The sequence below is a fragment of the Ekhidna sp. genome, from assembly GCF_965227465.1.
Lineage (GTDB): Bacteria > Bacteroidota > Bacteroidia > Cytophagales > Cyclobacteriaceae > Ekhidna.
Map to the genome: position 1 here is coordinate 2,414,480 of NZ_OZ245746.1, position 26,207 is coordinate 2,440,686.

General features: G+C 40.5%; 22 protein-coding genes and 1 pseudogene. 10 read left to right on the forward strand and 13 right to left on the reverse strand.

The window, feature by feature from the left end:
- Nucleotides 1-79 precede the first annotated feature (79 nt).
- Nucleotides 80-2,746, forward strand: a complete 2,667-nt coding sequence (locus tag ACO05G_RS10650) for a valine--tRNA ligase (RefSeq protein WP_421762769.1) — start codon at nt 80-82, stop codon at nt 2,744-2,746.
- A 340-nt stretch (nt 2,747-3,086) separates the two neighbouring features.
- Here the strand turns inward: ACO05G_RS10650 and ACO05G_RS10655 are convergent, their stop codons facing one another.
- Genes ACO05G_RS10655 through ACO05G_RS10665 form a run of 3 tightly spaced genes read right to left on the reverse strand, consistent with a single transcriptional unit; the run spans nt 3,087 to nt 6,276 of the window.
- On the reverse strand, nt 3,087-4,313 hold the full coding sequence (locus tag ACO05G_RS10655; RefSeq protein ID WP_348284163.1) for an alanine dehydrogenase: 1,227 nt from the start codon (nt 4,311-4,313) through the stop codon (nt 3,087-3,089).
- Complete coding sequence (gene tsaE / locus ACO05G_RS10660) at nt 4,310-4,729, reverse strand: tRNA (adenosine(37)-N6)-threonylcarbamoyltransferase complex ATPase subunit type 1 TsaE (RefSeq protein WP_421762770.1); 420 nt, start codon at nt 4,727-4,729, stop codon at nt 4,310-4,312. Before tsaE ends, ACO05G_RS10655 begins: the two co-directional genes overlap by 4 nt.
- Nucleotides 4,726-6,276, reverse strand: coding sequence for a PglZ domain-containing protein (locus ACO05G_RS10665; RefSeq protein WP_421762771.1), 1,551 nt, complete (start codon nt 6,274-6,276; stop codon nt 4,726-4,728). Before ACO05G_RS10665 ends, tsaE begins: the two co-directional genes overlap by 4 nt.
- 45 nt (nt 6,277-6,321) lie before the next feature.
- Between ACO05G_RS10665 and ACO05G_RS10670 the strand changes: the two genes are divergently transcribed.
- The 4 genes from ACO05G_RS10670 to ACO05G_RS10685 all read left to right on the forward strand — a co-directional run bounded on the left by ACO05G_RS10670 (nt 6,322) and on the right by ACO05G_RS10685 (nt 9,271).
- Nucleotides 6,322-7,554, forward strand: coding sequence for an HD domain-containing protein (locus ACO05G_RS10670; RefSeq protein WP_421762772.1), 1,233 nt, complete (start codon nt 6,322-6,324; stop codon nt 7,552-7,554).
- A 6-nt stretch (nt 7,555-7,560) separates the two neighbouring features.
- Nucleotides 7,561-8,139, forward strand: coding sequence for an ABC transporter ATP-binding protein (locus ACO05G_RS10675; protein WP_421762773.1), 579 nt, complete (start codon nt 7,561-7,563; stop codon nt 8,137-8,139).
- A gap of 115 nt (nt 8,140-8,254) precedes the next feature.
- Nucleotides 8,255-8,713, forward strand: a complete 459-nt coding sequence (locus ACO05G_RS10680) for a hypothetical protein (protein ID WP_421762774.1) — start codon at nt 8,255-8,257, stop codon at nt 8,711-8,713.
- A gap of 51 nt (nt 8,714-8,764) precedes the next feature.
- The gene (locus ACO05G_RS10685) at nt 8,765-9,271 is read left to right on the forward strand and encodes a hypothetical protein (RefSeq protein WP_421762775.1); all 507 of its coding nucleotides are present in this window, start codon (nt 8,765-8,767) and stop codon (nt 9,269-9,271) included.
- Here the strand turns inward: ACO05G_RS10685 and ACO05G_RS10690 are convergent.
- The gene (locus ACO05G_RS10690) at nt 9,268-9,633 is read right to left on the reverse strand and encodes a hypothetical protein (RefSeq protein WP_421762776.1); all 366 of its coding nucleotides are present in this window, start codon (nt 9,631-9,633) and stop codon (nt 9,268-9,270) included. The two genes, ACO05G_RS10685 and ACO05G_RS10690, sit on opposite strands and share 4 nt — an antisense overlap.
- Before the next feature lie 151 nt (nt 9,634-9,784).
- On the opposite strand from ACO05G_RS10690, the gene ACO05G_RS10695 reads away from it, so the two are divergent.
- Nucleotides 9,785-10,363, forward strand: a complete 579-nt coding sequence (locus tag ACO05G_RS10695) for a hypothetical protein (protein ID WP_421762777.1) — start codon at nt 9,785-9,787, stop codon at nt 10,361-10,363.
- Between the two features lie 36 nt (nt 10,364-10,399).
- Here the strand turns inward: ACO05G_RS10695 and nspC are convergent, their stop codons facing one another.
- From nspC to ACO05G_RS10725, 6 genes are all read right to left on the reverse strand, one after another.
- A complete protein-coding gene (gene nspC, locus ACO05G_RS10700) occupies nt 10,400-11,515 on the reverse strand; it encodes a carboxynorspermidine decarboxylase (protein ID WP_421762779.1) in 1,116 nt (371 codons plus the stop codon).
- On the reverse strand, nt 11,512-12,018 hold the full coding sequence (locus ACO05G_RS10705) for a DinB family protein (protein ID WP_421762780.1): 507 nt from the start codon (nt 12,016-12,018) through the stop codon (nt 11,512-11,514). Before ACO05G_RS10705 ends, nspC begins: the two co-directional genes overlap by 4 nt.
- A gap of 1 nt (nt 12,019) precedes the next feature.
- Entirely contained in the window at nt 12,020-13,225 is a 1,206-nt protein-coding gene (locus ACO05G_RS10710; RefSeq protein ID WP_421762781.1) for a saccharopine dehydrogenase C-terminal domain-containing protein, read from the reverse strand.
- A 43-nt stretch (nt 13,226-13,268) separates the two neighbouring features.
- On the reverse strand, nt 13,269-15,890 hold the full coding sequence (locus ACO05G_RS10715; protein WP_421762782.1) for a DUF5916 domain-containing protein: 2,622 nt from the start codon (nt 15,888-15,890) through the stop codon (nt 13,269-13,271).
- 124 nt (nt 15,891-16,014) lie between these two features.
- On the reverse strand, nt 16,015-17,316 hold the full coding sequence (locus tag ACO05G_RS10720) for an outer membrane beta-barrel protein (RefSeq protein WP_421762783.1): 1,302 nt from the start codon (nt 17,314-17,316) through the stop codon (nt 16,015-16,017).
- On the reverse strand, nt 17,297-17,854 hold the full coding sequence (locus ACO05G_RS10725) for an RNA polymerase sigma factor (protein ID WP_348284149.1): 558 nt from the start codon (nt 17,852-17,854) through the stop codon (nt 17,297-17,299). The genes ACO05G_RS10720 and ACO05G_RS10725 overlap by 20 nt, the downstream gene beginning before the upstream one ends.
- Nucleotides 17,855-17,933: 79 nt before the next feature.
- Between ACO05G_RS10725 and ACO05G_RS10730 the strand changes: the two genes are divergently transcribed.
- Nucleotides 17,934-19,226 (forward strand): type IX secretion system plug protein domain-containing protein, encoded by a 1,293-nt coding sequence (locus ACO05G_RS10730; RefSeq protein ID WP_421762784.1) that lies wholly within the window; start codon nt 17,934-17,936, stop codon nt 19,224-19,226.
- Here the strand turns inward: ACO05G_RS10730 and ychF are convergent, their stop codons facing one another.
- Nucleotides 19,227-20,324: a redox-regulated ATPase YchF gene (gene ychF / locus ACO05G_RS10735; RefSeq protein WP_348284147.1), complete on the reverse strand. Its 1,098-nt coding sequence runs from the start codon at nt 20,322-20,324 to the stop codon at nt 19,227-19,229.
- Between the two features lie 112 nt (nt 20,325-20,436).
- A complete protein-coding gene (locus tag ACO05G_RS10740) occupies nt 20,437-20,793 on the reverse strand; it encodes a DUF3276 family protein (RefSeq protein ID WP_348284146.1) in 357 nt (118 codons plus the stop codon).
- A gap of 114 nt (nt 20,794-20,907) precedes the next feature.
- Here ACO05G_RS10740 and ACO05G_RS10745 point away from each other — a divergent pair, with 114 nt between their 5' ends.
- On the forward strand, nt 20,908-21,807 hold the full coding sequence (locus tag ACO05G_RS10745; protein WP_421762785.1) for a DUF58 domain-containing protein: 900 nt from the start codon (nt 20,908-20,910) through the stop codon (nt 21,805-21,807).
- Between the two features lie 5 nt (nt 21,808-21,812).
- Here the strand turns inward: ACO05G_RS10745 and ACO05G_RS10750 are convergent, their stop codons facing one another.
- Nucleotides 21,813-22,157, reverse strand: coding sequence for a 4Fe-4S dicluster domain-containing protein (locus ACO05G_RS10750; protein WP_348284144.1), 345 nt, complete (start codon nt 22,155-22,157; stop codon nt 21,813-21,815).
- Between the two features lie 98 nt (nt 22,158-22,255).
- Here ACO05G_RS10750 and ACO05G_RS10755 point away from each other — a divergent pair, with 98 nt between their 5' ends.
- Both ACO05G_RS10755 and ACO05G_RS10760 read left to right on the forward strand, forming a co-directional pair.
- Complete coding sequence (locus tag ACO05G_RS10755) at nt 22,256-23,254, forward strand: acyl-CoA reductase (protein WP_421762786.1); 999 nt, start codon at nt 22,256-22,258, stop codon at nt 23,252-23,254.
- 173 nt (nt 23,255-23,427) lie between these two features.
- Nucleotides 23,428-26,193: pseudogene (locus ACO05G_RS10760) on the forward strand (hypothetical protein); the annotation flags it as partial.
- Nucleotides 26,194-26,207: the final 14 nt, after the last annotated feature.

Sequence of the window (26,207 nt, forward strand, 5' to 3'; positions counted from 1 at the left end):
TCCATTGACAAAGGGAAAAGAAGTGTAAGAGCTACTAACTTTGTGGCTTCAAAAATTTTAACACGAAGAAATAGCATAAATGAGCATTTCCGCACAATATGACTCGACCCAGGTAGAGGACAAATGGTACCAATACTGGATGGATCAAAACTTCTTTCATGCCACTCCCAAAACAGGCAAAGAAGCATATACGATCGTAATCCCGCCTCCCAACGTCACAGGAGTCTTGCATATGGGCCACATGCTCAATAATACCATTCAGGATGTATTGATCCGAAAAGCTCGAATGGAAGGTAAAGAAGCCTGTTGGGTGCCCGGCACAGATCATGCTTCCATTGCTACGGAAGCCAAAGTGGTAAAGATGCTTCGTGAAAAAGGCATCAAGAAAAGTGACCTCTCCAGGGATGAGTTTATGCAGCACGCCTATGAGTGGAAAGACAAGTATGGCGGGATCATTTTGGAGCAGCTAAAAAAATTAGGTGCTTCGTGCGATTGGGAACGAACCTCGTTCACCATGGATAAAAACTATCATGATGCGGTAATTAAGCAGTTTGTTGACTTGTTCAATAAAGGTTACATCTACCGGGGCTTACGGATGGTTAATTGGGATACTGAAGCTCAAACAACCATCTCAAACGAAGAAGTAATTTACAATGAGGATGGCGAGGAGGCGGTTCTTTATCACGTAAAATACCAAATCAAGGATTCGGATGAATTCGTAACGATTGCGACTCAGCGACCGGAAACCATCATGGGAGATACAGGCATTGCTGTAAATCCGAAAGATGAACGATTCAAACACCTGATCGGTAAGAAAGCGCTGGTTCCTTTCATTAATCGCGAAATCCCAATCATTGGAGATGACTATGTAGAATTAGATTTTGGTACCGGATGTCTGAAAGTGACACCTGCTCACGACCCAAATGATTACGAGATTGGTCAGCGACATAATCTGGAAATCATTGATACAATCAATTTGGATGGAACGCTCAATGAGAAGTGTGAGATTGAAAAGTATGTAGGTGAGGATCGATTCAAAGTGCGCAAGATGATTATTAAAGATCTGAAAGCGGCTGAGATATTGGTTAAAGAAGAAGAATTTGTAACCAAGATTGGTCGTTCTGAACGAACCAACTCTGTTGTGGAGCCGAAGCTTTCGTTGCAGTGGTTTATAAAGATGAAGGAAATCTCGAAGCGCGCACACCAGTCTGTGATGGATGATGAAATTCAGCTTTTCCCATCTAAGTTTAAGAATACCTATAACCACTGGATGGAGAATGTACGCGACTGGTGTATTTCCCGACAATTGTGGTGGGGTCAGCGTATCCCTGCCTTCTATTATGGCGATGGCGAGAACGACTTTGTGGTTGCTGAGACTATAGAAAAAGCTGTAGAGGAAGCACGAAAAACCACAGGCAATAACAGTCTGACTGAGAAAGACCTGAAACAAGACGAAGACGTACTGGACACCTGGGCTTCTTCCAACCTATGGCCGATTGCCGTTTTTGACGGATTCAATGAAAAATGCTTTGATCCGGTAACAGGTAAAATAGATAAAAGTAAAAACGAGGATTTAAGCTTTTTTTATCCTACTAATACATTGGTGACTGCACCGGAGATTTTATTCTTCTGGGTAGCCAGAATGGTCATAGCCGGATATGAATACCTGGATGAAAAGCCATTTGAAAATGTCTATCTAACGGGAATTGTACGTGACAAACAGCGCAGAAAGATGTCAAAGTCTTTAGGTAATTCTCCTGATCCACTGGATCTCATCAAACAGTATGGTGCAGATGGAGTACGAACAGGCATGTTGTTCAGCTCCCCAGCAGGTAATGATTTACTATTTGATGAAAAACTCGTAGAACAAGGAAGAAATTTCTCCAACAAAATCTGGAATGCTTTCAGATTAGTAAAAGGATGGGAAACAACCGATGCAGCTCAACCTGCTGTGAATACTCAGGCAATTACCTGGTTTGAAAATAAGTTGAATAAAGCGCTGACCGAACTCGAAGATCACTTTTCCAAATTTAGAATGTCAGATGCTTTGATGACTGCATACAAACTGATCTGGAACGACTTCTGTAGTTGGTACCTGGAGTGGATTAAGCCTGAGTATGGTCAACCGATTGATTCAAAGACGCGCGCTGCAACTATTGAACTGTTTGAGAAGGTGTTGAAATTACTACACCCGTTTATGCCATTCATTACAGAAGAACTTTGGCACGAACTAAAGGACCGTAAGGATGGCGAAGCAATAATTGTAGCTGAGTGGCCAAAAGCTGAAAAGTTTAACAATGCGGTACTGAAAGAGGCGGATTTGTTGTTTGAGATTACGTCCAGTATTCGAAACATTCGAAGCTCAAAAGGCCTGTCTCCTAAAGAAGCTCTGGAGTTGACAACCGACTCGAAGGCGATCACAAGTATTGGTGAGTCACTGCAAAAATTGAGCAATTTATCAGCCATTAAAGCTGGTGACAAACCTGCTAATGCGTTTAGTTTCGTTATAGGATCGGACGAATTCTTCATTCCTGCTACTGAGAATATTGATATTGAAGCTGAGAAGAAAAAGATCGAGGAAGAGCTAATCTACACCAAAGGCTTTATGAAGTCGGTGGAGAAAAAGCTGTCCAACGAACGATTTGTAAATGGTGCACCTGAGCAGGTGGTTGCTATGGAACGCAAAAAGCTGTCAGATGCTGAAGCCAAGCTGAAGACGTTGGAGGATAGTCTGGCTTCATTGTAGGTGTGTCCTTTGAGAGTACTACAGGCGTGATTACGCACCGTCCTTTCAAAGAGGAATCCCTCGTATTTTGTACCAAGATGCCATTCTTAACGCAGCGAAGAATCTATCTAGCTTTAGTGTCATTCCGAGGAACGAGGAATCTTTCTGCCAGATGGTAGAGATTTCTCTTTTTGTAAGAAATGATATAAATGAAGATGCCGGATCAAGACCGGCATGACAAATTAAACATTGCTGTCATTCCGAGGAACGAGGAATCTTTATATTAGATAATAGAGATTTTAATTCTTCAGCTGCATGCTGATTTTCACTTTGCATGATACATGAAATAAGAAGTTGTGCCTCAAATCCTGGCCGCCATAAATAAACTGATATCCTTAAATGCCAGGTTGAAGCGTTTGGCAAGTGCCAAATTCGTAAGAGTACCTTTGTAGGAATAGACGCCTTTTTGCAGCCAGGGGTGCGTGTAGATCATCTCATCAAATCCTCCACAATCACCAGCCTCAAGCAAGATCGGCGTGAAAATATTGGAGATCGCCAGTGACGCAGATCTTGCTACACGGGAGGCAATATTGGGTACACAATAGTGCGTCACATCATGCTTGACAAAAACCGGCTTTTTGTGATTGGTGAGTTCCGCCGTTTCAATACACCCCCCTTGATCAATACTTACATCAATAATCACTGATCCCTGCTTCATGCTCATGACCATGTCTTCAGTAACCAGCATCTTACTTTGACCTTTTTCAAACCGTACCGCACCAATCAACACATCCGCCTCACGGACTTCTTTCTCCAATAATGCTGCATCGTACGTGGATGTATAAATCTCCTGTCCAAGCGAGTGCTTCAGCCTGCGCATTTTATAAATCTGATTATCAAAAACGCGAACCTCTGCTCCGTGTCCCAATGCAGCCCGAGCTGCAAACTCCGCCACGGTACCTGCTCCGATGATGACCACCCGGGTAGGTGGTACACCCGTGATACCTCCCAGAATCACTCCCCTCCCCTTATTCGAACTGCTTAAATACTCAGCAGCAATAATCATCACACTGCTACCCGCGATCTCGCTCATCGCTCTGACCAAAGGAAGTCCGCCTACTTTATCCTGTATAAATTCATAGGCAATCGCTATTAGTTTCTTTTTGTTGATGGCCTCCAGGTATGCTGAGTTTTGCTTTCCTGCCTGAAATGCCGAAATCAACGTACTGCCAGGCTTCATCATCTCAATTTCCATTATCGTGGGCGGCTCTACTTTGAGCACGGTTCGACACTCAAATACCTCTTTCGCACTGTAAGCAATTTTAGCCCCTGCTTCACTATATTCCTTGTCTGGAAAATTTGCAGAGTCTCCCGCACCGGATTCTACAACCACCTCATGCCCATTGGCGACCAATACGCCCACAGAAGAAGGTTTTATAGGCATACGTTTTTCCTGATCTGCAATTTCCTGTGGGACTCCAATCTGTAGGGATTGATGTTTTTTCGAAATCTTGGCGGGCGCTTCCTGCGGATAGAGGGTCTGTTCCTGTGCCAACTTCGCAAATCCGGATTTAGACGTTTCGTTCATTTAGGTTGTGCAGTTAGTGATCGGGTGTTATCGCCTACTAATTTAATGCTTATTTGCAGGTATTCATCAGGCAGCAGCGGTTCAATGATTGCAGGCCACTCCAGCAAACAGAGATTTCCTGAGAACAGGTAATCCTCCACACCGATATCCATAGCCTCTTCCATATCCTTTAATCGATAAAAATCAAAATGATAAATTTCTTGTCCGCTCTCGGTTTGGTATTCATTTACAATGGAAAAAGTAGGTGAACTCATCTCATCACCTACTCCCAGTTCCCGACATATTTGCTTTGTTAAAGTTGTCTTACCAGCACCCATCTCTGCATCAAAACACCAGACTTTGATTTGACCAAAATTGCTGATCAACTTACGAGCTACTTCCTGAAGCTCTTCTTCATTATAGTTGGGAATGGTCATTTGTTTGCCAGCGTGATAAATGGGATCATAATTTCTTCCATGGATATGCCTCCGTGTTGGAAAGTATCTGTGTAGTGGCGGGCATAGTGATTGAAATTATTTGGATAGGCAAAAAAGTGATCATCCTTAGCAAAGACATATGCTGAGCTTACATGTGGTTTAGGTAATCCAAATCTTTCAGGTTCGCGGGTAAAAAAGACCGATTTCTCATCAAAAGCGAGATTCCTGCCCACCTTATATCTCAGGTTTGTGTTGGTTTTCCGGTCGCCAACGATCTTTTGAGCCTTATTTACCCGAATGGTGCCATGATCAGTCGTTATCATCACCTTCACCTTCTGGTTGGCCAGCGACCTTAGCGTATCATATAATGAAGAGTGCATAAACCATGATTTGGTCAATGAGCGATAAGCCGATTCATCAGGAGCCAGCTCTCTGATCATTTGCATATCCGTTCGGGCATGCGAAAGCATATCCACAAAATTGAAAACAATGGCATTCAGCTTGTTATTCATCAGGTTTGGGATATTCTCGCTCAGCTGCTTCCCCTCTTCCGCTCGAATGATTTTATGATAGCTAAACTTTTCCTGGATTCTATTTCTCGCCATATTGGCCTCCAGCAATTCCGCCTCTTTCAAATTCTTTCCCTCATCAATTTCTTCGTCTACCCATAAATCCGGGTATCGATTGGCTATTTCCATAGGGGTCATGCCCGCAAACATCGCATTCCTTGCATAGGAGGTAGTAGTCGGAAGGATGGAGAAATACATTTCCTCGGAACTCACGTTAAAGAGCTCAGCTACGTCCGGCTCTATCATTTTCCATTGATCATATCTGAGGTTGTCAATCACAATTAAAAAGACCGGTTCTTCTCCAATTTCTGGAAAAACTTTTTGCTTTAATAAATTATGTGACAAAAGCGGCCGTTCTATGTCCGGATCGGTGATCCAGTCTTCATAATTAGAGGTAATGAACTCAGAAAAATTTCCGTCTGCTTCTACCTTTTGCGAACCTAATACCTCGACCATGCTTTTGTCCTCTGTATCATCTATCTCCAGTTCCCAATAGACCAGTTTCCTGTAAATCTCCATCCAGTCATGATGATCCTCTGCATCCATCACACTCATGGCTAGTTGCTGAAACTCCTTTTGATAACCGAGATTCGTTCGCTCAGAAATAATGCGTTTATTGTCTAAAATCTTTTTTACCGAGAGTAGAATCTGATTGGGATTCAAAGGCTTGATGAGGTAATCAGCAATCTTCGCCCCAATGGCTTCTTCCATGATTTCCTCTGCTTCGTTCTTAGTAATCATGACCACCGGAAGATTAGGGTGGGTCGATTTTATGTAATTAAGCGTCTCCAATCCACTCATTCCTGGCATGTTTTCATCGAGGAAAACAATATCGAAATAGTTATGGTCAATTTCCTCTAACGCATCAGATCCACTATTCACGGGAGTAAGCTGATAACCCTTTTGTTCAAGGAATAAAATATGCGGCTTTAACAGCTCGATTTCATCGTCCGCCCATAAGATTTTAAATTGCTGCATTAATTCAGTTTTAGCATTGGATTGCTAAGTAAATCACAAACGCTGTTGAACAAAAAGAAAATTCTAAATGATCCGATTTACGGATTCATCAATATACCCAACGATCTCATTTTTGACATCATAGAGCATCGTTATTTTCAGCGTCTGAGAAGAATTAAACAGCTTGGGCTTACAGATCTTGTCTATCCGGGCGCCCTACATACCCGATTTCATCACGCGCTGGGAGCAATGGATCTCATGCGTCGGGCTTTGAATTCACTTCAGGACAAGGGAATCGAAATCTCGGATCAGGAACGTCAGGCCAGTATGTTGGCTATCCTTCTCCACGATGTGGGGCATGGCCCATTTTCCCATACTTTGGAATTTTCACTTTTTAATCAGGTTCATCATGAGCAGGTTGGTACCTGGATGATGGAGCGATTAAATAAAGACTTTAATGGTGCTCTGGATTTAACACTGGATATTTTCCAGAATAAATACACGAGATCCTTTTTTCATCAACTCGTATCCAGCCAGTTAGATATTGATCGGCTAGACTACCTCAAACGTGATTCCTTTTTTACCGGTGTTTATGAGGGATCTATCGGTTCGGAGCGTATTATTAAAATGCTCAATGTTTCTAATGAGCAATTGGTCGTAGAGGAAAAAGGGATTTATAGCATAGAAAATTTTCTAAGTGCTCGTCGACTGATGTATTGGCAGGTATATCTGCACAAAACTGCTGTGAGTGCTGAAGTCATGCTGATCGAGTTAATCAAAAGGGCCAAAACACTTACCCAAAAAGGCGTTGAGCTAACAGCCACTCCGGCACTTAAAATATTTTTAGAGCAAAACATCTCAGCGAAGGACTTTGAAGAGGATCCCGATATTTTGGAGGTTTATTCTTTACTCGATGATAGCGACATCTGGGGCTCGATTAAATTTTGGCAAAATCATGAGGATGTGGTACTACGATCATTCAGCGAAATGTTACTTGATCGAAAGCTATTAGGAATCTCCTTTTCCAATGATCCTATCGGCAGAATCGTAACCGACGATCTGATTCAAAAAGCAAAGAAATTGTATAACGTAAATGAGGAGGAAGCGAGTTACTTTATTAAGACCGGATCTGTTAGCAATTCCGCATACATTGCTTCAGGTCAGTCGATCAAAATTTTAAGAAAACATGGTGAAGTAGTAGATGTGGCTGAGGCTTCTGACCTGCCCAATATCAAGGCAATGAGTAAAATTGTGACCAAGCATTATTTGTGCGCTCCCAAGCAATTGATGAATTTTTAAATGCCCATGACCATTACAGGAGAAAACATTGGAAAAAAGTACGGCAGGAATTGGATCTTTCGGGATCAGAATTTTGAGATCAATTCTGGTATTTCTACGGCTATTACGGGAAAGAATGGCGCAGGAAAATCAACCCTACTCCAGGTAATTGCAGGTTATTTAACACCAAGTAAAGGCGAAATCCTGGTAAACGATACAAAAATTGACGACAGTGATCATTCCTCGGTATTCATTGGACCTTACACTGAAATAATTGAAGAATTTACACTGGAGGAATTTCTAAATTTTCATGGAAAGTTTAAAAAAGCACGTTGCAATCCCAAAGAAATGGCCGACTCAGCATCATTACCGCTGAAAAAGCTTATTGGAGAGTTTTCTACCGGGATGAAGCAGCGTACCAAGCTTATTACAGCCTTTTTCTATAAAAATGATGTGATTTTTATGGATGAGCCTACTTCCAACCTGGACGAAGAAGGCTTTATCTGGTGGAAAAACAACCTCGAAAAGCTGAAAAATCAGGTTCTTGTTATCGCATCAAATGATAAACGAGAAATAGAGTTGTGTGAAAATCGGCTTAATCTTTAAAATAAATACACCTAACGAATAATTTAGCGAGCATTTTCGAGTTTAGTAGGTATAAATAACAAAAAGTTCTACTTTTGATACTGTACTTAATCAAGACAAATATTTAGATTTAATTATGAAACGATTATCAAACTTACTTGCTGCCTTAGTTTTTGCTTCCTTAGTTATTTTTATGTCATGCGGTGGCGGTGGTGATGATCCTGCTCCAGATCCATTAGATGAAATTTCTGCTGATCTGACCGTAACAGGGTGGGCTCAGCCTACTACTGTACAAACAGATGGTGGAACTGCAGATGGTGATTGGAGTGGTTTTACTATTAATTTTACAGGGACAAAAGATGGCGGGACCTATACCGTTTCTGGAGTACCAACCGGATTTAGCGATGTTTGGGCCAATGGTGATTGGGATTTTGGGAATGCCTCAGGATCTATCATTAATAAAACCCAAAATGGTGTTACTACACCTATGACTGCTTCTATTTCAGAAAACAGTCTTTCTCTGGAGTTTCAAGTTACAGAATCAACAGCCAGAACTAGTGGAATTACTGGGGAATGGACGTTTGTTTTTAACTAATCCACTCAAAATATTGAGAATTGAAGGGTATCTTTGTGATACCCTTTTTTTATGCTCATAGAAGAGAAATATTTCACTCAGGACAAGAATTATCTACTAAAGTCCGTCCAGGCATTTTCAAAAGAAATCCTACTGGATCAGTGGCTCCAGCAAATCCTTACCTCTTACAACCTTCAGCACAACCCCATGGGATTGGAGGATGATTTCATAATCGAACTGAAAAAGAAGATCCATTTTGCTAAGGATATTCTGGAAGATAATTATGATATCATAGCGGCCATTTACAGACATGATCATTCAGATAATCAATTAGAGATTATGTGGGATGGTCGATCTCATATGGAAGCATATGATTCAGATTGGAAGTCTATGTATGCGAAGTGGATAGGTAGACTTTCCCTCATTAAGGAAATTCAACGACCCATTATCAAATACGCGGTATCAGAAGGTGGTGTAAATCATACATTTTTGGTACAGTCAATCCGTCGATCGATTCTATCTCATTTTGGTTTAAGAATAAAATCTCAAAAGATTTATCGAATCCACACTGCTGCTTAGTGCTTCATTTTGCATGTTTTGCAAAACTTTTGCTTACCCGGTGGACGCTTTTTGGGAGGTCTTTTGTGTCCAAAATATGAGTGATCAGCATATTGAGGTTTGCTAGCGCGCTTTTCTTCCTTTGCTTTTTTCCTGTAAACCTTCTTGATTCTGGATCTAAATTCAGCAACTTCTTCTTGATTCGTTTTTTGAGATACTCCTTTTTCCTTCTTTTTTAAAAAGGCGAAGAAACTCTTCTTTTCCTTTTTAAACGCTTGATACTGAGGTTTAGGCGGCTTGGGAGTTGTAGCACTTCGGGTATTTTGCGCAAGGCACACATGTGTCAAGCAAAGGATCAATGAATAAAATAGTATTCTTCTCATATGGGAACTGTCTCAATCAAGAACGATATTGGTGCCAATTATTGCTAAAAATGACAAAAGAATTAATCAGTCACAAAATTGGTTAATCTTTTGCACTAAGTAGCATAAGACCATCAAACCATTTTATTTTGCCAGTCGTTATCAATGCTTCATGAAAAAACTCTTTTACTTAATCTGTATTTGTTCGGCCTTTCTTGTAGATGCTCAAATAATTAGAGACTCTGAACTTATTTCCAAAATGGAAAAGGGAGCAGAGTTGATGGCTTTGGGTAAATATGATAGCGCACAGATTCTATTTCAAATCGTACTTCAAAACAAAGAGAAACTACCTTCTGAAATGGCCTATTTCTTTGGTCGTAACAGTTTTCACCTAGGAAAGTATAAGCAAAGCATCAATTGGTTAAATAAGTACATTCAATTGAAAGGAACTAAAGGGCGCTACTACGAACCTGCCATTGTCTATTTACAATATGCTGAAGATGAATACCTTCGAATTCAGCGCACACAGGCAAAACAATTTGAAACAGATTTAGAAAATGCTGAATACGACTGTGGTGGCCTTGAAAAAATGTTGTGTCCTGTTTGTCATGGATCAGGTGTAGTAGTACAGGCAGGAATATTTGATGAAGTATATAAAACCTGTCCATATTCTCTAGGTGAGGGGTACCTGTCCTGTGAAGAGTATAATCTTTTCATGCGAGGCGAGATGGAGCCTAAACTAAAGGAGTAGGTTTAGCTACTCATCTTGAACACGCTGATAAGAAATCTAGGAGAGTCGTTCCTTAAAATCAGTATATCCAAACTCTTTCACCAATTCGAATCGTCCGTCTTTTTTTATAATTCCAATGGATGGATGCTTAACCCCATTGAATGTGCTGGTCTTTACCATTGTATAATGGATCATATCTTTAAAAATAATCGGATCTCCGGCTCTGAGTGGCTTTTCAAACCAATACTGTTCTAAAAAATCACCAGCTAAACAACTAACCCCTCCTAGCCTATATGGAAGCCAGTTTTCTATGTTAACGTCAGATCCATTTTCCAATTTTGGTCGATATGGCATTTCCAAACAGTCCGGCATGTGACAGGTAAAAGATCCATCAAATATGGCCGTCTTCTTTCCACCATTATCCACCACATCCAGTACGGTTGTATGTAGATCTCCTGTTTGCCAGGCAAAAGCACTTCCCGGCTCCAGGATGATATCAACATCATACTTCTCCTTAAATGCTGACAAAAGATTAATTAAATGATTCGTGTTATAACCTTCTCTCGTCATCAGGTGTCCTCCACCCATGTTTACCCATTTGATTTTAGGTAACAAATGACCAAACTTCTGTTCAAACGATGAGAGTACATTTTCAAGGGCAAATGAATCAGACTCACATAAGACATGAAAATGCAAGCCATCCACCCTATCCGGCAATTCAGAAAGATTCGAACTTGATATTCCTAATCGCGAAACCGGACTGGACGGATTATATAAATCCGTTTCTACATCAGACCATTCAGGGTTGATACGCAATCCCACGCTTACATCTGAAGGGACTCGATCAATAAATTGCTGATATTGATTCAGGGAGTTGAAGGTTAGATGAGATGAATTAGCGACAATTTCATCAAACTCCTCATCCATATAAGCCGCACAGTAAGTATGTGACTTCACTCCCATTTCCTCATTACAAAGCTTTACCTCGTTTAAAGAACTCGCAGTTGCGCCGTTCACATATTGTTTCACTACAGGAAAAGCACTCCACATGGAGAACCCTTTGAAAGCCAGAATAATCTCAACTTCTGCGTTCTTCTGAACATGATCTATGATTTCCAGATTTCGGATTAGCTTCTTTTCATCAAGGACAAAGCATGGTGAGGGTATTTTCACTTGGAGTAACGTTCGTGAATGATATTTAAATGATGTTTCAAATGGCCTGATATGATATAACCCAACATCTCCACTGTCATCTCAACACCGCTAGCTATTCCGGATCTTTGTCGCACTTCTTCACTAAACGAGCTAAATAAATCCACAGTTGCTGCTCTTACATTGGTAAACTCAGACAACAAATTGTGAATGGTACGCCCATCAGCATTGGCTTCCGGCACAAACAGGTTTTGATCAAAACCGGAAAGTTCTGTTTTGTCATTTCTTGCAAAACGCAGTGCACGATATGCAAACACTCTTTCTGAGTCCGTCAAGTGAAGAATAATGTCTTTAATACTCCACTTATCAGGGGCGTATTTATACAATCCCTGCTGTTCGGAAATTCCTCTGCAAAAATGGATGAAATCATCACCGGATTTTAACAACAACGGAACTAGCTCACCTTCACCGGCGGCCTTTATATATCCTCTGTAAAACTCAGGAACTTTTTGAACGTCAACCATATCAATCCATTCCTAAATCTAGGTCATGTTTTTCATGCCATGGGAGACCGGAATTTTCCAATTTTTCCAAGAATGGATCAGAATCAAACTCTTCAACATTGAATACACCTGCTCCTATCCACTTATCAGTTAGCATCATGTATGCACCGATCATTGCGGGTACGCCTGTTGTATAAGAAACTCCTTGCGCTCCAGTTTCGTCATAGGCAGCCTTGTGGCTGCAATTATTCCAGATATAGTAGGTCTTTTCTTTACCGTCTTTTATTCCTTTGATTCTACAGCCAATGGAGGTTTCTCCCTCATAATTTTCGCCTAAGTCTCCTGGGTTAGGAAGGACAGCCTTCAGGAACTGAAGTGGAACGATTTCCTTTCCTTCATAATTGACAGGTTCTATGGAAGCCATTCCAATGTTTTGAATCACTCTTAGATGCGTCAGGTATTCATCTCCAAACGTCATCCAGAATCGAGCTCGTTTAATTGACGGATAATTTTTTACCAACGACTCTAGCTCTTCATGATAAAGTAAATACGATGGTCGCTTGCCAATATTCGGATAATCCAGCTCCTTCCTGAATTCAAATGGATTTGTCTCCACCCACTGACTATTTTCCCAGTACTTTCCTTTTTGGGTGATTTCACGAATATTAATCTCCGGATTAAAATTGGTGGCAAATGCCTTTCCATGATCTCCGGCATTGCAATCAACTATATCGAGGTAATGGATTTCATCAAAAAAGTGCTTTGCTGCTCGCGAGGTAAAAACCCCGGTAACTCCCGGATCAAATCCACAGCCCAATACCGCTGTAAGGCCAGCTTTCTTGAATTTATCCTGATACGCCCATTGCCACTTGTATTCAAATTTTGCCTCCTCAGGTGGCTCATAATTCGCCGTATCCAGGTAATGCACTCCAGCTTCTAGACATGCATCCATAATGGTCAGGTCCTGGTACGGAAGTGCTACGTTGATAACCATTTTGGGATCGTGCTTTTTGAATAGTGCAACCACTTGATCTACATGATCAGCGTCTACCTGATCGGTTTTTATGGATACTCCCAATTGATCCTTAACATCAGCAGCGATATCATCACATTTAGATTGGGTTCGTGATGCTAAAATGATTTCTGAGAAAACATCTGAATTTTGAGCACATTTGAAGGCGGTAACTCTTCCCACACCTCCTGCACCTATAATGACAACTTTGGACATGATAGTTATTTAGATTTTAATCCAAAGTTAGTAGGAAGAATGCTTACAGAATAAACCGATAGGTATATTTAATTAGGAAGGTATTATTTCCGGTAAGACCTGATAGTCTAGATGCTAGATCGTTGAAATCATTTTGCCGAGACTGGTCAAAGTATGAGCCATTATTTGCCCAAACCATAAACAAGGTAGAGCCAGGAATATATTCCCATCTCATGACAAAATTTGATCTGAACTGTACGATGTTAAAGTTCGGATCGCTAAACTCATAGTCAACGTCAGAAGAACCGTTTTCATACACCTGATAAAGCTCATCTTGACCATTAAATTCAATTTCTGATTCAGAATAAGCATGGAATCGATTGGTGTAATTTTCTGAATTCGGCAAGTGTGACCTTTTGAATTCACTGTACTCTCCGGCAGCTATGAACGGCTGTCCCCAAAATTCTAAGGTAAGATTAGGCGTAATGTTGTAGTTGGCCCTGACCGACATACTATATGTTTCCTGAACAACTTTACCCAGAATGTAGCGAGTTTCATCACCAAATTCTCTTTGAGCAATGTATTGTAAATCATTTCTGTTCCAGTTGATATTTGGAGAGATAGATACCTGAAGAGCATCAGTCGGCCTGATGTTTACATTGACTGAGATACCAGAACTTCTTGAGTAATCGTTATTCCCCCAATTGAACCAGTTATTAAATGATAATCGTACTTTCTTTCTACTGTTGGTTCCAATCCGATACCAATAATTGACATTTCCCGGGTATTTTATAGAGGGTCCACCTCGCAAGTCTGCATTTGATACTCGTGTCCCGCCTACCCAAACTCCCTGACCAAATCCCCAGTAATTATTGAATTCCCAATTCATATTGAAATTCATCCCCTGGCCAGTTATCGCTCCTCCAAAATCATTGTTGTATTCAGCATAGAAGTTGTAATTCTGCCACCTGAAGATGTTGGTTACCTTATTCACCCTGTACTGTGTCCAAATCCAATTGTTTATATCATCTGTTTGTCTCAAAAATCCGGCATCATTGAGCACCAATTCAGGAGATCTGAAGTTTGATCCAATGGACCAGCGCCAGTTACCACTTCGTTTTCCAAATGAAAATGTGGCCGCAGAACCGACAAGACTGGTTCTTGTTGAATCGACTTCTTTGTGATTATTGTCCGGACGTTGGAAAAATCGCTCTGATGCCGTCTGGGTATTAAATATAGCCCCCTGAGTACCTTCGACTCTACTAAACATCACCTTAAATTCCATCCCATACTTCCTGTCTTTAAAATTATGATCCAGATCAACTCCGGCACTGAATGCATTATCATGCAAGTATTCTAATCCATTTCCCCTATTATCAAATCGTCTCACATGTGTTGCAAGTGCCCCCACGACCGTTTTGCCACCGTCAATATCTTGTTGGACTCTTCCTACCAAAAAATTGGTATAAGGCTCAACTATCTCTTCTCCACGTTCTCCGTCCTCATATTGTACGTCTGCCCGCTCCTTATTTGTTATGGATTCAAGAACACCCCAGGAGAATCCCTTTGCATTCTTTCCTGTTATTTTGGCGGCCCCCAGAATTCGAGTATTGTTAGGATAGTCCATGAATTGAACATTTTCAGGATATCCATGAGGTCGTCCTCCAATTCTTCTGGAGTAAAACAAATTATTAGGACCACCACTCGTACGGAAAGACAATAGGTTGCTTCCTTCCAAAAAGAATGGCCTTCTTTCCCTAAAAAACAGCTGAAAAGCCGACAAATTAACTCTGGATGGATCTGCATCTACCTGTCCGAAATCCGGATTGACTGTAAGATCAAGTGTGATGTCCGAGGTGATACCAATTTTAGCATCTAACCCAAGGTTGGCGTTAACTTCTTTTCCTTCATCTCTAAATGGGTTTTCTTCTTCCTTCGGATACTTTTCCAAAGAAGCCAACACGTAGGGTTGAATTTCCAGCTGTTTCTGGGGTTTAATTCCCTTAATACCATTTAACTCACCAAAAAGATGAACCCAACCCGGTGAATTTGGATCTATCGGCTGCCAGGTAGAGCGGGCCTCCTCTCTGAAAAGTCGTCTGGTAAATTGAATCCCCCATGTATGATTTTCTTTGTTTGCAAACCTTAATTGTGATAACGGAATTTTGAATTCGGCGATCCAGCCTTGATCATCGATACTGGTCCTGAGATACCAAATTGGATCCCAGGTACTGTCCCAATCATTGCCATTGTTGGAAACGTACTCATCTCCTTTTACACCTGAAACGGAAGCAGAAAAAGAAAATGCCGTTCGCTTATCATTATAACTATCGATATTTATTTCAACAAAATCCCCATCAAAACCATCTCTCCTCGACATCCGCCTAACAATTTTTTCAGGCTCTGTATCCCAGGCTCTAATGCCTACATACAAAAACTTGGCATCATATAGAATTTTAAATTGGGTTTCTTGAGTGGGCTCCACGTTGTATTCGGGTCTATGACCAACGAAATCGCCTCCCCACTCTACCTGATTCCAGGCATCATCATCAAGTTTTCCATCCAAAATGATAGGAGATTCAATCCGGGCTGTGGTGTAGGATTTTGTAGGAGGTAACTCTTCTTGTGAAAACCCGAAGAGGCACAGGAATAGGAATGAAGAACAGAGTAGTCCAGTAGAGCGCATGATTTTGAGTTAGTGACCAGCAAAAAGTCAGTTGTCCTGAAGAATTGCTAATACAAAACAATACTCTTCTTGTGATGAAGGGTTACATCTTTTATGCGAAATAGGATTTTTTAAGGATAGAAGGCTAGTTTAACGTGTATCGGAAGCCTGTCTGAACCACAAATCTAGATGGAGAATTAACTGAATTACTAATTGGAGTAATAGAGTGCCTGTAGTTCGGCTCGATGGTAAGATCAAATTTATTAAAAATCGAATACCCCAGTTCTAATCCACCAATGCCATCAAAAGACCATTCATTGTAAAGGTTGAGATCATCGCTATTTAAAATTTGTCTTGTTGGATCTGATAAATTGCCCTCAACCAGGTAGTTGGCTGAAAAGCCGGCATTCACTCTTAAGCTTAGCTTCTTGTTTACTAGAAAATATCCGGCTTTCAAGGGAATTGAAGCAAACTGCACTCGGTTATTCAATGCCACTTCATGATCATAAGTCTTTTCGACATCAATGGTCGCTTCACGTGAATTAGCACCGATTGGTACACCATCACCAATGCCTTCAGACCCATTGATAAAATCATTGTTGTCTATGGTATAAACATCTAGAACATTGATAGATGCAGCACCTTCATTATCCATTCGAGTGTAGGCAACTCCGCTTTCCAACGTCCATTTCTTTCCAATAGATACTCCAAAATCTACACCAATTGAAGTTGCAATTCCTTCTTCCATGGTTTGGGCTACATTGGTGGTAGGATTGACAAAACTTCCTGATCCAACTGCAGACGCAAGTCCCGCAGGGTTTAAGGAATTGGACAATGCTCCGGTACCAGCAAAATCTGCATTGAATGAACCGGCACCTGCCTCTACCCCTGCCCAAACTTTAGAAGTATTATTAGTTAACCCTTTTTTTCTATTCGTATTTGCAACTGAATAATAAGGATAAATTTCCTCACTTACTGTTGCCGTTTCAATGGCTGATTTTAATGGACTTATTGCTTTCGTATGTGTATAATAATTATTTCTTATTGATGAGCGGTCAACATCAAATAAAACCTCCTCTTCTTGAGAGAAAGAATTAATTACAATTGGATTAAAAGTAAGGTCACCTGTCTGGAAAGTTGGAGGTTGCCCGTTTCGGGAAAAAAGTTCTGTATCCCAATCTTGGGATAGTAACGCATTATAAGATGTCCCTACGGATTGGTTGTCGCTTGTATGTGAAATTGGAAACGCTAACACCCCCATCAATAGCACGGCAATGAAAACAGCTGCTACGGACATCCATTTGTACATCGTATGCTGCGCGGCATAGACGGTTACCAAATCAGCGTTTAGGGAATTTTCAATACCATCCCAAACACCTTTTGGTGCTTTTCCTGTTTGATTTTCAAACTTCCTCCGGATACTATTTTCAAAGTTTTTCGGACCCATACTTTATCTTATCTCTCTGCAAAACTTTTTCAGCTAACAACGATTTAGCACGCGAATATTGAGATTTGGAAGTTCCTTCACTTATTTTCAATTTTTCGGCTATTTCATGATGTTTAAACCCTTCTATTGCGAATAAGTTGAAAATTACCTGACATCCTGTTGGAAGCTCCCTGATCAGAGATAAGAGTTCCTCATAACCCAGATCAGAGACGATTGACTCTCGTTCACTCCAATCATCCAATTCAGTTACATCTACCATCGGATAGAGGTAGAGTTTACTTCGCTGATGATTAAGCGCCGTATTTACAACTATTCTTTTAATCCAATATGCCAACGACGAGTCTTTCCTGAATTTTTTAATATTCTTGAAAACCTTAATAAATGCTTCCTGAAGGATATCCTCAGCTTCTTGTTGAGCCTTTGAATACCTTAATGCAACCAGAAACATCCCATCACAATACTTATCATAAAGCATCTGCTGGAATTCCCGTTTGCCTTTCTGGCAGCCTTTAATCAGTTTTTCTTCAGTTACCGACATTCATCATGGCTTTTTAATAGACCCAATGGTAATTATTATAGTTGTAATATCTAATTTGGGTATTTGTACCTCTAAAGTTATGAAGAACCTAGCGATTATTACAATAGCTTTCTTATTAGTACAATGTGAACCTATTGTACCCCAACAATCCATCCAAAATAAAAAATTAATTTTTGATAATTATGATTACGAGGATATTGTAGGCTTTAGCAAAATCACGCCTATCGAGAACGGACAGGTTAAAGAACTGGAAAATCCAATTGTTAGTCTAAGTAAATCCGAACAGCTTGCAATCAACTTTGACTTACTCACCGATCAGTTTGAAAACCTTGGCGCTAAAATCTATCACTGTAATAAAGATTGGAATAAGTCCAGGTTGAGAGACATGGAGTTTCTTTCTCAGATCAATAATTATAGGATTGATGAATTTGATTATTCGGTTAATACGGTTCAGCCGTATATTAACTACCGTTTTCTAATCCCAAAACCTTTTCTTTCCGGTAACTATATACTTGCTGTTTTTAGAAGAGGTAATCCTGATGATGTCTTGTTCACAAGAAAATTTTTGGTTGTTGAAAATAGTACTTCTATTGATCACACCGTAAGAGTGAGTACAACGATTAATAAAAGAGAATTAAATCATCAGATTGAATACAATATCAACTATGGCAACAGACAAGTGAATTCACCTATGCAGGACATTAGTACTATTCTGTTGCAGAATCACAATTGGAATACTGCGATAACCAATATTTCGCCAACGCTGATACAGGCAAATGAGGGATACATGGAATTCCGTCACCTGGATTTGAAAACTAATTTTCCTGGTTGGAATGAATTCCGGTTTGCTGATTTAAGAACTTTGAGTGTAGCTGGAAGGAATGTAGGTAGAATATCAAATACGGGTAAAAAAATCTATGCTCCGCTTAAACTAGATGCTACCAGAGCCAATATCACATACACTCAAAATTTTCAGGATATTAATGGAAATTACATCATTCAAAATAATGATCCTGGCGAAGGTCTACTTAATGCAGATTATGCCGATGTGAAATTTTCTCTGAAATCTTCGAGAGTAAATGGTGATGTCTATGTCATGGGTAGATTCAACGATTGGCGCATGAATGACCTTAATCGTATGAAATATTCCAATCAGAACGGATTTGAGCGATATGAAACAACCATACCGTTAAAACAGGGCTATTATGAATACCTCTACTTTGTTGAAAGTGCGGATTTACCTCCTTTTCATTTTGAAGGAAGTCACTTTCAGGCAGAAAATGAATATGAGATCCTGGTCTATTACCGAAAGCCCGGAAACATCAATGATGAACTTATAGGTTATAAGAGGTTCAGATCGGTTGAGCGGTGATCAAACGTTAAATCTAAAGTGCATAACATCACCATCTTTAACGACATACTCTTTTCCCTCAATGGCCAGTTTTCCAGCCTCTCTGCACCCTGATTCGGTCTTGTATTCCTGGTAGTCAGGGATTTTTATTACCTCCGCCTTGATAAATCCTTTCTCAAAATCGGTATGAATAACACCCGCAGCTTGTGGCGCTTTCCATCCTTTTTTAATGGTCCATGCTCGTACCTCAGTTTCCCCGGCAGTGAAATAGGTTATCAAATCCAATAGCGAATAGGATGCTTTGATCAAACGATTTAAACCGGATTCTTTCAACCCATATTCTTCAAGAAACATTTGCTTTTCATCCGGATCTTCAAATTCTGCAATCTGCTCCTCCAGACCTGCAGACACCAAAATGATTTGCGCATCCTCATTTTTGATATTATCGGCCAATTTCTTACTCCACTCATTCCCTGAATTAATCGACTCTTCATCTACGTTTGCTACATAGATAATTGGTTTATCTGTTAGCAGTTGCAACGGCTTTACCCAGGCTCTGGGTTCTTTATCCATTTCCAGCGATCTTGCATTCTGACCGCTTTCCAAATGTGTCTTAAACTTTGTTAATACCTCAAACTCAGCTTTTGCCTCCTTATCTCCTGACTTAGCAATTTTTTGAACGCGCTCGATTCGCTTATCTATTGATTCCAAGTCTTTCAATTGCAACTCAGTATCAATGACTTCTTTATCCTCAATCGGGTCCACTTTACCTGACACATGAACGATGTTATCATTATCAAAGCATCGTATTACATGAATGATCGCATCAACCTCACGAATATTTGCTAGAAATTGATTTCCTAGCCCTTCGCCCTTACTTGCTCCTTTCACTAAGCCCGCTATGTCCACAAATTCCATAACTGTTGGGAGCACTTTTTTAGGATTTACCAGGTCTGATAAGATTTGAAGCCTTTCATCTGGTACAGTGATTACGCCTACATTTGGCTCAATTGTACAAAATGGAAAGTTTGCTGCTTCTGCTTTGGCATTAGAAAGTGCATTGAATAAGGTGGATTTACCAACATTTGGTAATCCTACAATTCCGCATTGTAGACCCATGGATATATTTTAGATTATGTATTTTGTATTTGGAGCGCAAAATTAGCATAAAAAAAGCCTCCCGAAATACATCAGGAAGCCTCTCTCTTCATACTTAAAAAAAATTATCTTATTAATCCCACTTTAGTTCTGAATCAGATTCTGATACTTCCGCATTAGCTACATGCTGTTCCGTATCATTTTCTCTGTCAAACTGGGTGAAATCCACTTCAGGCATCAATTCTTCCTTCACGTGATTCACTGTAGAATTTAGTGCATTTACGAATTTATTAAAATCTTCTTTATACAAGAAAATTTTATGTTTCTCATAAAAAAAACCATCATCCTTCGGCTTTCTTTTGCTCTCGGTGATAGTCAAGTAATAATCATTCGACCGTGTCGCTTTCACATCAAAAAAGTAAGTACGCTTTCCCGCCTTTACTCTCTCAGAATAGATCTCGTCTCTTCCTTTTTCGTTATTATCTTCCACTTGTGTAAAAATTTGTGTTAGGTGTTAGTTTTTAACTAAAATCGGGGCTAAATATAGCGCTTTATATTTTTTATCTGCAAAACATATCAAGGATTAGCCGTTGAATAACAGTATATGACCACAAACATTTCCGAAATTAATCAATATGATAACCTGGGATTAATTGCCAAGCAGTTAGTTGATGGGTTTATAACCGGTCTCCACAAGTCTCCTTATCATGGATTTTCCGTTGAGTTCGCAGAACATAAGCTCTATAATTTTGGAGAAAGCACCCGTCACATAGACTGGAAAGTCTTTTCACGAACGGATCGCTTATATACCAAACAGTATGAAGAGGAAACGAATCTTCGTTGCAGAATTCTGGTTGACAACTCTGGGTCTATGCATTATCCTAAACCGGATAAGGATAAACTTAGATTTTCAGTTTTTGCAGCAGCGGCTCTCTCCTATTTGCTTACCAGGCAAAGAGATGTTGTTGGATTGTCAGTCTTTTCAGATAAAATCGAATCTGAAACTGACTTAAGAAGCACAAAGTCACATCTAAATACAATACTTACTAAGTTGTCGGAATTGCATGAAAGTGAGCCTGGAAAGCAAACCGATATATCCAGTGTGCTCCACGAGATGGCAGACAAGATTCATAAACGATCATTGGTAGTCATATTTTCGGATATGTTTCAAAATAGTAATCAAGAGGATCTTCTCAATGCCCTTCAGCATTTAAAGCATAACAAACATGAGGTGATTATTTTTCACGTTTCTGATTATTCAAGTGAACTAAATTTTGAATTTGAAGACCGTCCATACAAGTTCATTGATCTTGAGACCAATGAATCAATCAAAGTGAATCCACATGATGTGAAAGGCCTGTATCGTGAGGAAATGGCCCGGTTTTATCAAGATTTAAAAATCAAATGCGGGATGATGAAAGTGGATTTCGTACCTGTCAACACCAACGATTCTTTTGACAAGATCCTTGGAGCCTATTTAATCAAACGTAAAAAGATGCGTTAATTTTCTTAAAGATGTAGCCACTCTTTCTTGGCAGTCAGCTCTTCCTCCGTTTCCACATAATCCGGATCTGGTACACAGCAGTCCACAGGACAAACAGCGGCACATTGAGGTTCTTCGTGGAATCCAGTGCACTCAGTGCATTTTCCAGGTACTATATAATAGAATTCATCAGAAACAGGTTCTTGAATTTCTTTGGCATCCAACTTGGATCCATCTTCCATTTCAATATCCTTGAGGTCGGTTCCATCTGCCCACTTCCATTCTACACCACCTTCATATATCGCGGTATTTGGACATTCGGGTTCACAGGCACCACAGTTGATGCATTCGTCAGTGATCATTATAGCCATAGAAAAAACGCTTTTTTATCGAGTTCTAAATGAGTGAACAAAATTAATCGCAATAAGTTTGCAGCCCAATCTACAAAGAAGACTTATTTAACTTTTTTATGAATAATCTCGAAAAAATAGCAGCATTCCATAAGCTCGGGCAAAAAATTGCGAATCTTCCAGAGGATGAAATCGTAAAATTAGCTGCAGCGGCAAAAGCCCAGAACGGTTGGTTTTCTTATGAAAGTGTGAAGAATGCGCTAGAAGGGATCGCATTTATGCTCGAAAAGAACAAGTTAGAAGAATGGGTCAGTAAATATGACTTTGAATCTGTCACACCCAAAATAGTAGGAATCGTGATGGCCGGAAACATTCCTTTTGTAGGCTTTCATGACTTGTTGTCCGTTTTAATGTCAGGTCACTTTGCAGCAATCAAGCCAAGTAGTGATGATCAATTTTTAATGAAAAAAATGGTTGATTGGATCATCGAAATTGAACCTCGATTTAAAAGGAATATTGAAATCAGGGAAAAGCTGACAAATATTGACGCGGTTATAGCTACCGGGAGTGACAATACTGCTCGATATTTCGAATACTACTTTAAAGATATTCCAAGCATTATCCGCAAAAACAGGACTTCTATTGCAATCCTAACAGGTAAGGAAACTGATAAAGAGTTGAGTGCATTAGGTGAGGATATTTTTTCATACTTTGGATTGGGCTGCAGAAACGTATCGAAAGTATTTACCCCAAAAGGGTATGACTTTAGAGATGCATTTCCACATTTTGAGGCGTTTAAAGAGGTTGCGAACCACAACAAGTACCGAAATAATTATGATTATTATAAGTCCATTTATCTGATAAATAAGACCCCACATTTAGACACAGGTTTTGTATTGATTAATTCTACTGACGAATTGGTGTCACCTATAAGTGTAATTTTTCATCAGGAATATGATGAGATCGAGAATTTGACATCAGTACTCGATGGATTTAAAGAAAAAATTCAATGCATTGTCGGTAAAGACCATATCCCTTTTGGAAAAGCTCAAAGGCCCGAACTTTGGGATTACGCAGATGATGTAGATACGTTAAAATTCCTGACTCGCTTAACCTGATAATTTTTGTTTGGTGCACATTCCAAACAACAGCTAATCAATTATCTTTGCCAGCTTTTGATGAGCACGGAATCGTGAATTATCAGCGCACCAGGAGATTAAATTGGTCTGAGCAAAAGGGACTTATTTGTCTCATTAACATAGTTTAAGATAGAAATATTCAGAATGCATACATACAACCACTACATCCAGGAAATCGAAGAACGAAAAGGTCAAGGACTTCATCCAAAACCGATAGAAGGTGCTGAATTACTCAGCGAAATCATCGCCCAGATTAAAGATGCTGGTAACGAACATAGAGAAGACTCCCTCAAATTCTTTATTTACAATACCATTCCCGGCACCACTAGCGCGGCAGGGGTCAAGGCAAAATTCTTAAAAGAAATTATTCTTGGTCAATCTGTGGTTGAAGAGATCACACCAACTTTCGCGTTTGAGCTATTATCTCACATGAAAGGCGGGCCTTCTATCGAAGTACTACTTGACCTGGCGCTTGGTGATGATGCCGATAACGCTAAAAAAGCAGCTGAAGTGCTTAAAACTCAGGTGTTCTTATATGATGCTGATACCGATAGACTCCAAAAAGTGTATGAAAATGGGAATGCCATAGCTAAAGAAATTTTAGAAAGCTATGCGCAAGCAGAGTTCTTCACTAAACTACCTGAAGTAGAAGAAGAAATTGAGATTGTAACGTTTATTGCCGGCGAAGGAGACATCTCTACCGATTTACTCTCTCCGGGAGCTGACGCACACTCCCGATCCGATCGGGAATTGCATGGGCAGTGTATTTTCGAACATAACAAGGATATGCAGCAGGAACTTACTGCCTTGAAAGCAAAACATCCAGACAAGAGAGTCATGCTAATCGCTGAAAAAGGAACCATGGGTGTGGGTTCTTCCAGAATGTCGGGGGTAAACAACGTAGCATTGTGGACGGGCATTCAAGCCAGTCCTTATGTTCCATTTATCAACATTGCACCCATAATTGCAGGGACTAATGGCATCTCTCCTATCTTCTTAACGACTGTTGGCGTTACCGGAGGTATTGGTATTGACCTTAAAAACTGGGTAAAGAAAAAAGATGCTGATGGAAATACGGTTGTTGATGCAGATGGTGAACCCGTTCTGGAACAAACGTATTCAGTTGAAACAGGAACTGTTTTAACTATCAACACAAAAAAGAAAAGCTATACAAGGGTGATCAGGAGTTGATGGACATCTCTGCATCACTCACACCACAAAAAGTAGAGTTTATTAAAGCCGGAGGGTCTTACGCAGTAGTCTTTGGTAAGAAGCTGCAGACGTTCGCTGCTAAAACATTAGAGATAGAAGCACCTGTGGTATACGCCCCATCCAAAGAGATTACAAAAGAGGGAGTGGGACTCACAGCAGTTGAAAAGATATTCAACAAAAATGCAGTGGGAAATACGCCGGGAAAAACCTTACATGCAGGATCAGACGTTCGAGTAGAGGTCAACATTGTAGGATCACAGGATACTACCGGGCTGATGACTTCTCAGGAACTGGAAGCAATGGCAGCTACAACCATCTCTCCGATTGTAGATGGGGCCTACCAATCGGGATGTCATACTGCTTCTGTTTGGGATAACAAAGCACAAGCAAATATTCCAAAGCTGATGCAGTTCATGAACGATTTTGGTTTGATCACAGGCCGGGATCCTAAAGGAAAGTATCATGCAATGACCGATGTAATCCATAAAGTGTTGAATGACATCACGGTGGATGACTGGGCAGTAATCATTGGTGGTGACTCCCATACCCGAATGTCGAAAGGAGTAGCTTTTGGTGCAGACTCAGGAACAGTCGCACTTGCGTTAGCCACCGGAGAGGCCTCCATGCCGATCCCGGAATCTGTAAAAGTGACATTTAAAGGAGAAATGAAGCCCTACATGGACTTCAGAGATGTGGTTCATGCCACTCAGGCACAGATGCTGCACCAGTTTGATGGTGAGAATGTGTTTCAGGGTAGAGTGATTGAGGTACACATTGGTACGCTTACTGCGGATCAGGCCTTCACATTTACCGACTGGACGGCAGAGATGAAGGCGAAAGCTTCCATTTGCATATCCGAGGATGAAACCTTGATTGAGTCGTTGGAGATTGCCAAAGGCAGAATCCAAATTATGATCGAAAAAGGCATGGATAACAAAGGCCAGGTGCTTCAAGGCTTGATTGACATTGCCAACAAACGAATCAACGAAATTAGATCCGGTGAAAAGCCTGCTCTTACACCCGATGCAGATGCTAAATACTATGCAGAGGTGGTTGTAGATCTGGACATTGTTGGGGAGCCAATGATTGCCGATCCTGATGTAAACAACATTGATGTATCAAAACGATATACACATGACACCATTCGACCACTTTCATTTTACGGTGGGGAGAAAAAGGTGGATCTTGGATTTGTAGGATCATGCATGGTACATAAAGGCGACATGAAAATTCTTGCGCAAATGCTCAAGAACATCGAAAAGCAAAATGGTAAGGTAGAATTCAAAGCTCCTTTGGTGGTGGCCCCTCCTACTTACAACATCGTAGATGAGTTGAAAGAGGAAGGCGACTGGGAAGTGCTGCAGAAGTACTCCGGATTTGAGTTTGACGATGATGCACCAAAAGCTGCCGCACGTACGAAATACGAAAACATCTTGTACCTGGAACGTCCGGGTTGTAACCTGTGCATGGGTAACCAGGAAAAAGCAGAACCGGGAGATACGGTTATGGCCACCTCCACGCGACTATTCAAAGGAAGAGTGGTAAAAGATGGAGAAGGTAAAAAAGGAGAATCCTTGCTTTCTTCCACCCCGGTTGTGGTCCTTTCAACTATTTTGGGAAGAACACCTAAGATGGAAGAATATGAAGCGGCCGTTGATGGTATCAACCTGACAAAGTTTAAGCCTTCTACCAAGCAGCTGGTGAAGTAATAGCAGCCTGA

Coding starts and splice junctions, on each gene's coding strand:
- ACO05G_RS10725 (WP_348284149.1), bottom strand. CDS start 17,854: ATGTCGGTAACTGAAGAAAAACTGATTAAAGGCTGCCAGAAAGGCAAA.
- ACO05G_RS10665 (WP_421762771.1), bottom strand. CDS start 6,276: ATGCAGCAATTTAAAATCTTATGGGCGGACGATGAAATCGAGCTGTTA.
- ACO05G_RS10650 (WP_421762769.1), top strand. CDS start 80: ATGAGCATTTCCGCACAATATGACTCGACCCAGGTAGAGGACAAATGG.
- ACO05G_RS10695 (WP_421762777.1), top strand. CDS start 9,785: ATGAAAAAACTCTTTTACTTAATCTGTATTTGTTCGGCCTTTCTTGTA.
- ACO05G_RS10685 (WP_421762775.1), top strand. CDS start 8,765: ATGCTCATAGAAGAGAAATATTTCACTCAGGACAAGAATTATCTACTA.
- ychF (WP_348284147.1), bottom strand. CDS start 20,324: ATGGGTCTACAATGCGGAATTGTAGGATTACCAAATGTTGGTAAATCC.
- ACO05G_RS10730 (WP_421762784.1), top strand. CDS start 17,934: ATGAAGAACCTAGCGATTATTACAATAGCTTTCTTATTAGTACAATGT.
- ACO05G_RS10755 (WP_421762786.1), top strand. CDS start 22,256: ATGAATAATCTCGAAAAAATAGCAGCATTCCATAAGCTCGGGCAAAAA.
- ACO05G_RS10680 (WP_421762774.1), top strand. CDS start 8,255: ATGAAACGATTATCAAACTTACTTGCTGCCTTAGTTTTTGCTTCCTTA.
- ACO05G_RS10690 (WP_421762776.1), bottom strand. CDS start 9,633: ATGAGAAGAATACTATTTTATTCATTGATCCTTTGCTTGACACATGTG.
- ACO05G_RS10750 (WP_348284144.1), bottom strand. CDS start 22,157: ATGGCTATAATGATCACTGACGAATGCATCAACTGTGGTGCCTGTGAA.
- ACO05G_RS10655 (WP_348284163.1), bottom strand. CDS start 4,313: ATGAACGAAACGTCTAAATCCGGATTTGCGAAGTTGGCACAGGAACAG.
- tsaE (WP_421762770.1), bottom strand. CDS start 4,729: ATGACCATTCCCAACTATAATGAAGAAGAGCTTCAGGAAGTAGCTCGT.
- ACO05G_RS10705 (WP_421762780.1), bottom strand. CDS start 12,018: ATGGTTGACGTTCAAAAAGTTCCTGAGTTTTACAGAGGATATATAAAG.
- ACO05G_RS10715 (WP_421762782.1), bottom strand. CDS start 15,890: ATGCGCTCTACTGGACTACTCTGTTCTTCATTCCTATTCCTGTGCCTC.
- ACO05G_RS10720 (WP_421762783.1), bottom strand. CDS start 17,316: ATGGGTCCGAAAAACTTTGAAAATAGTATCCGGAGGAAGTTTGAAAAT.
- ACO05G_RS10710 (WP_421762781.1), bottom strand. CDS start 13,225: ATGTCCAAAGTTGTCATTATAGGTGCAGGAGGTGTGGGAAGAGTTACC.
- ACO05G_RS10745 (WP_421762785.1), top strand. CDS start 20,908: ATGACCACAAACATTTCCGAAATTAATCAATATGATAACCTGGGATTA.
- ACO05G_RS10675 (WP_421762773.1), top strand. CDS start 7,561: ATGACCATTACAGGAGAAAACATTGGAAAAAAGTACGGCAGGAATTGG.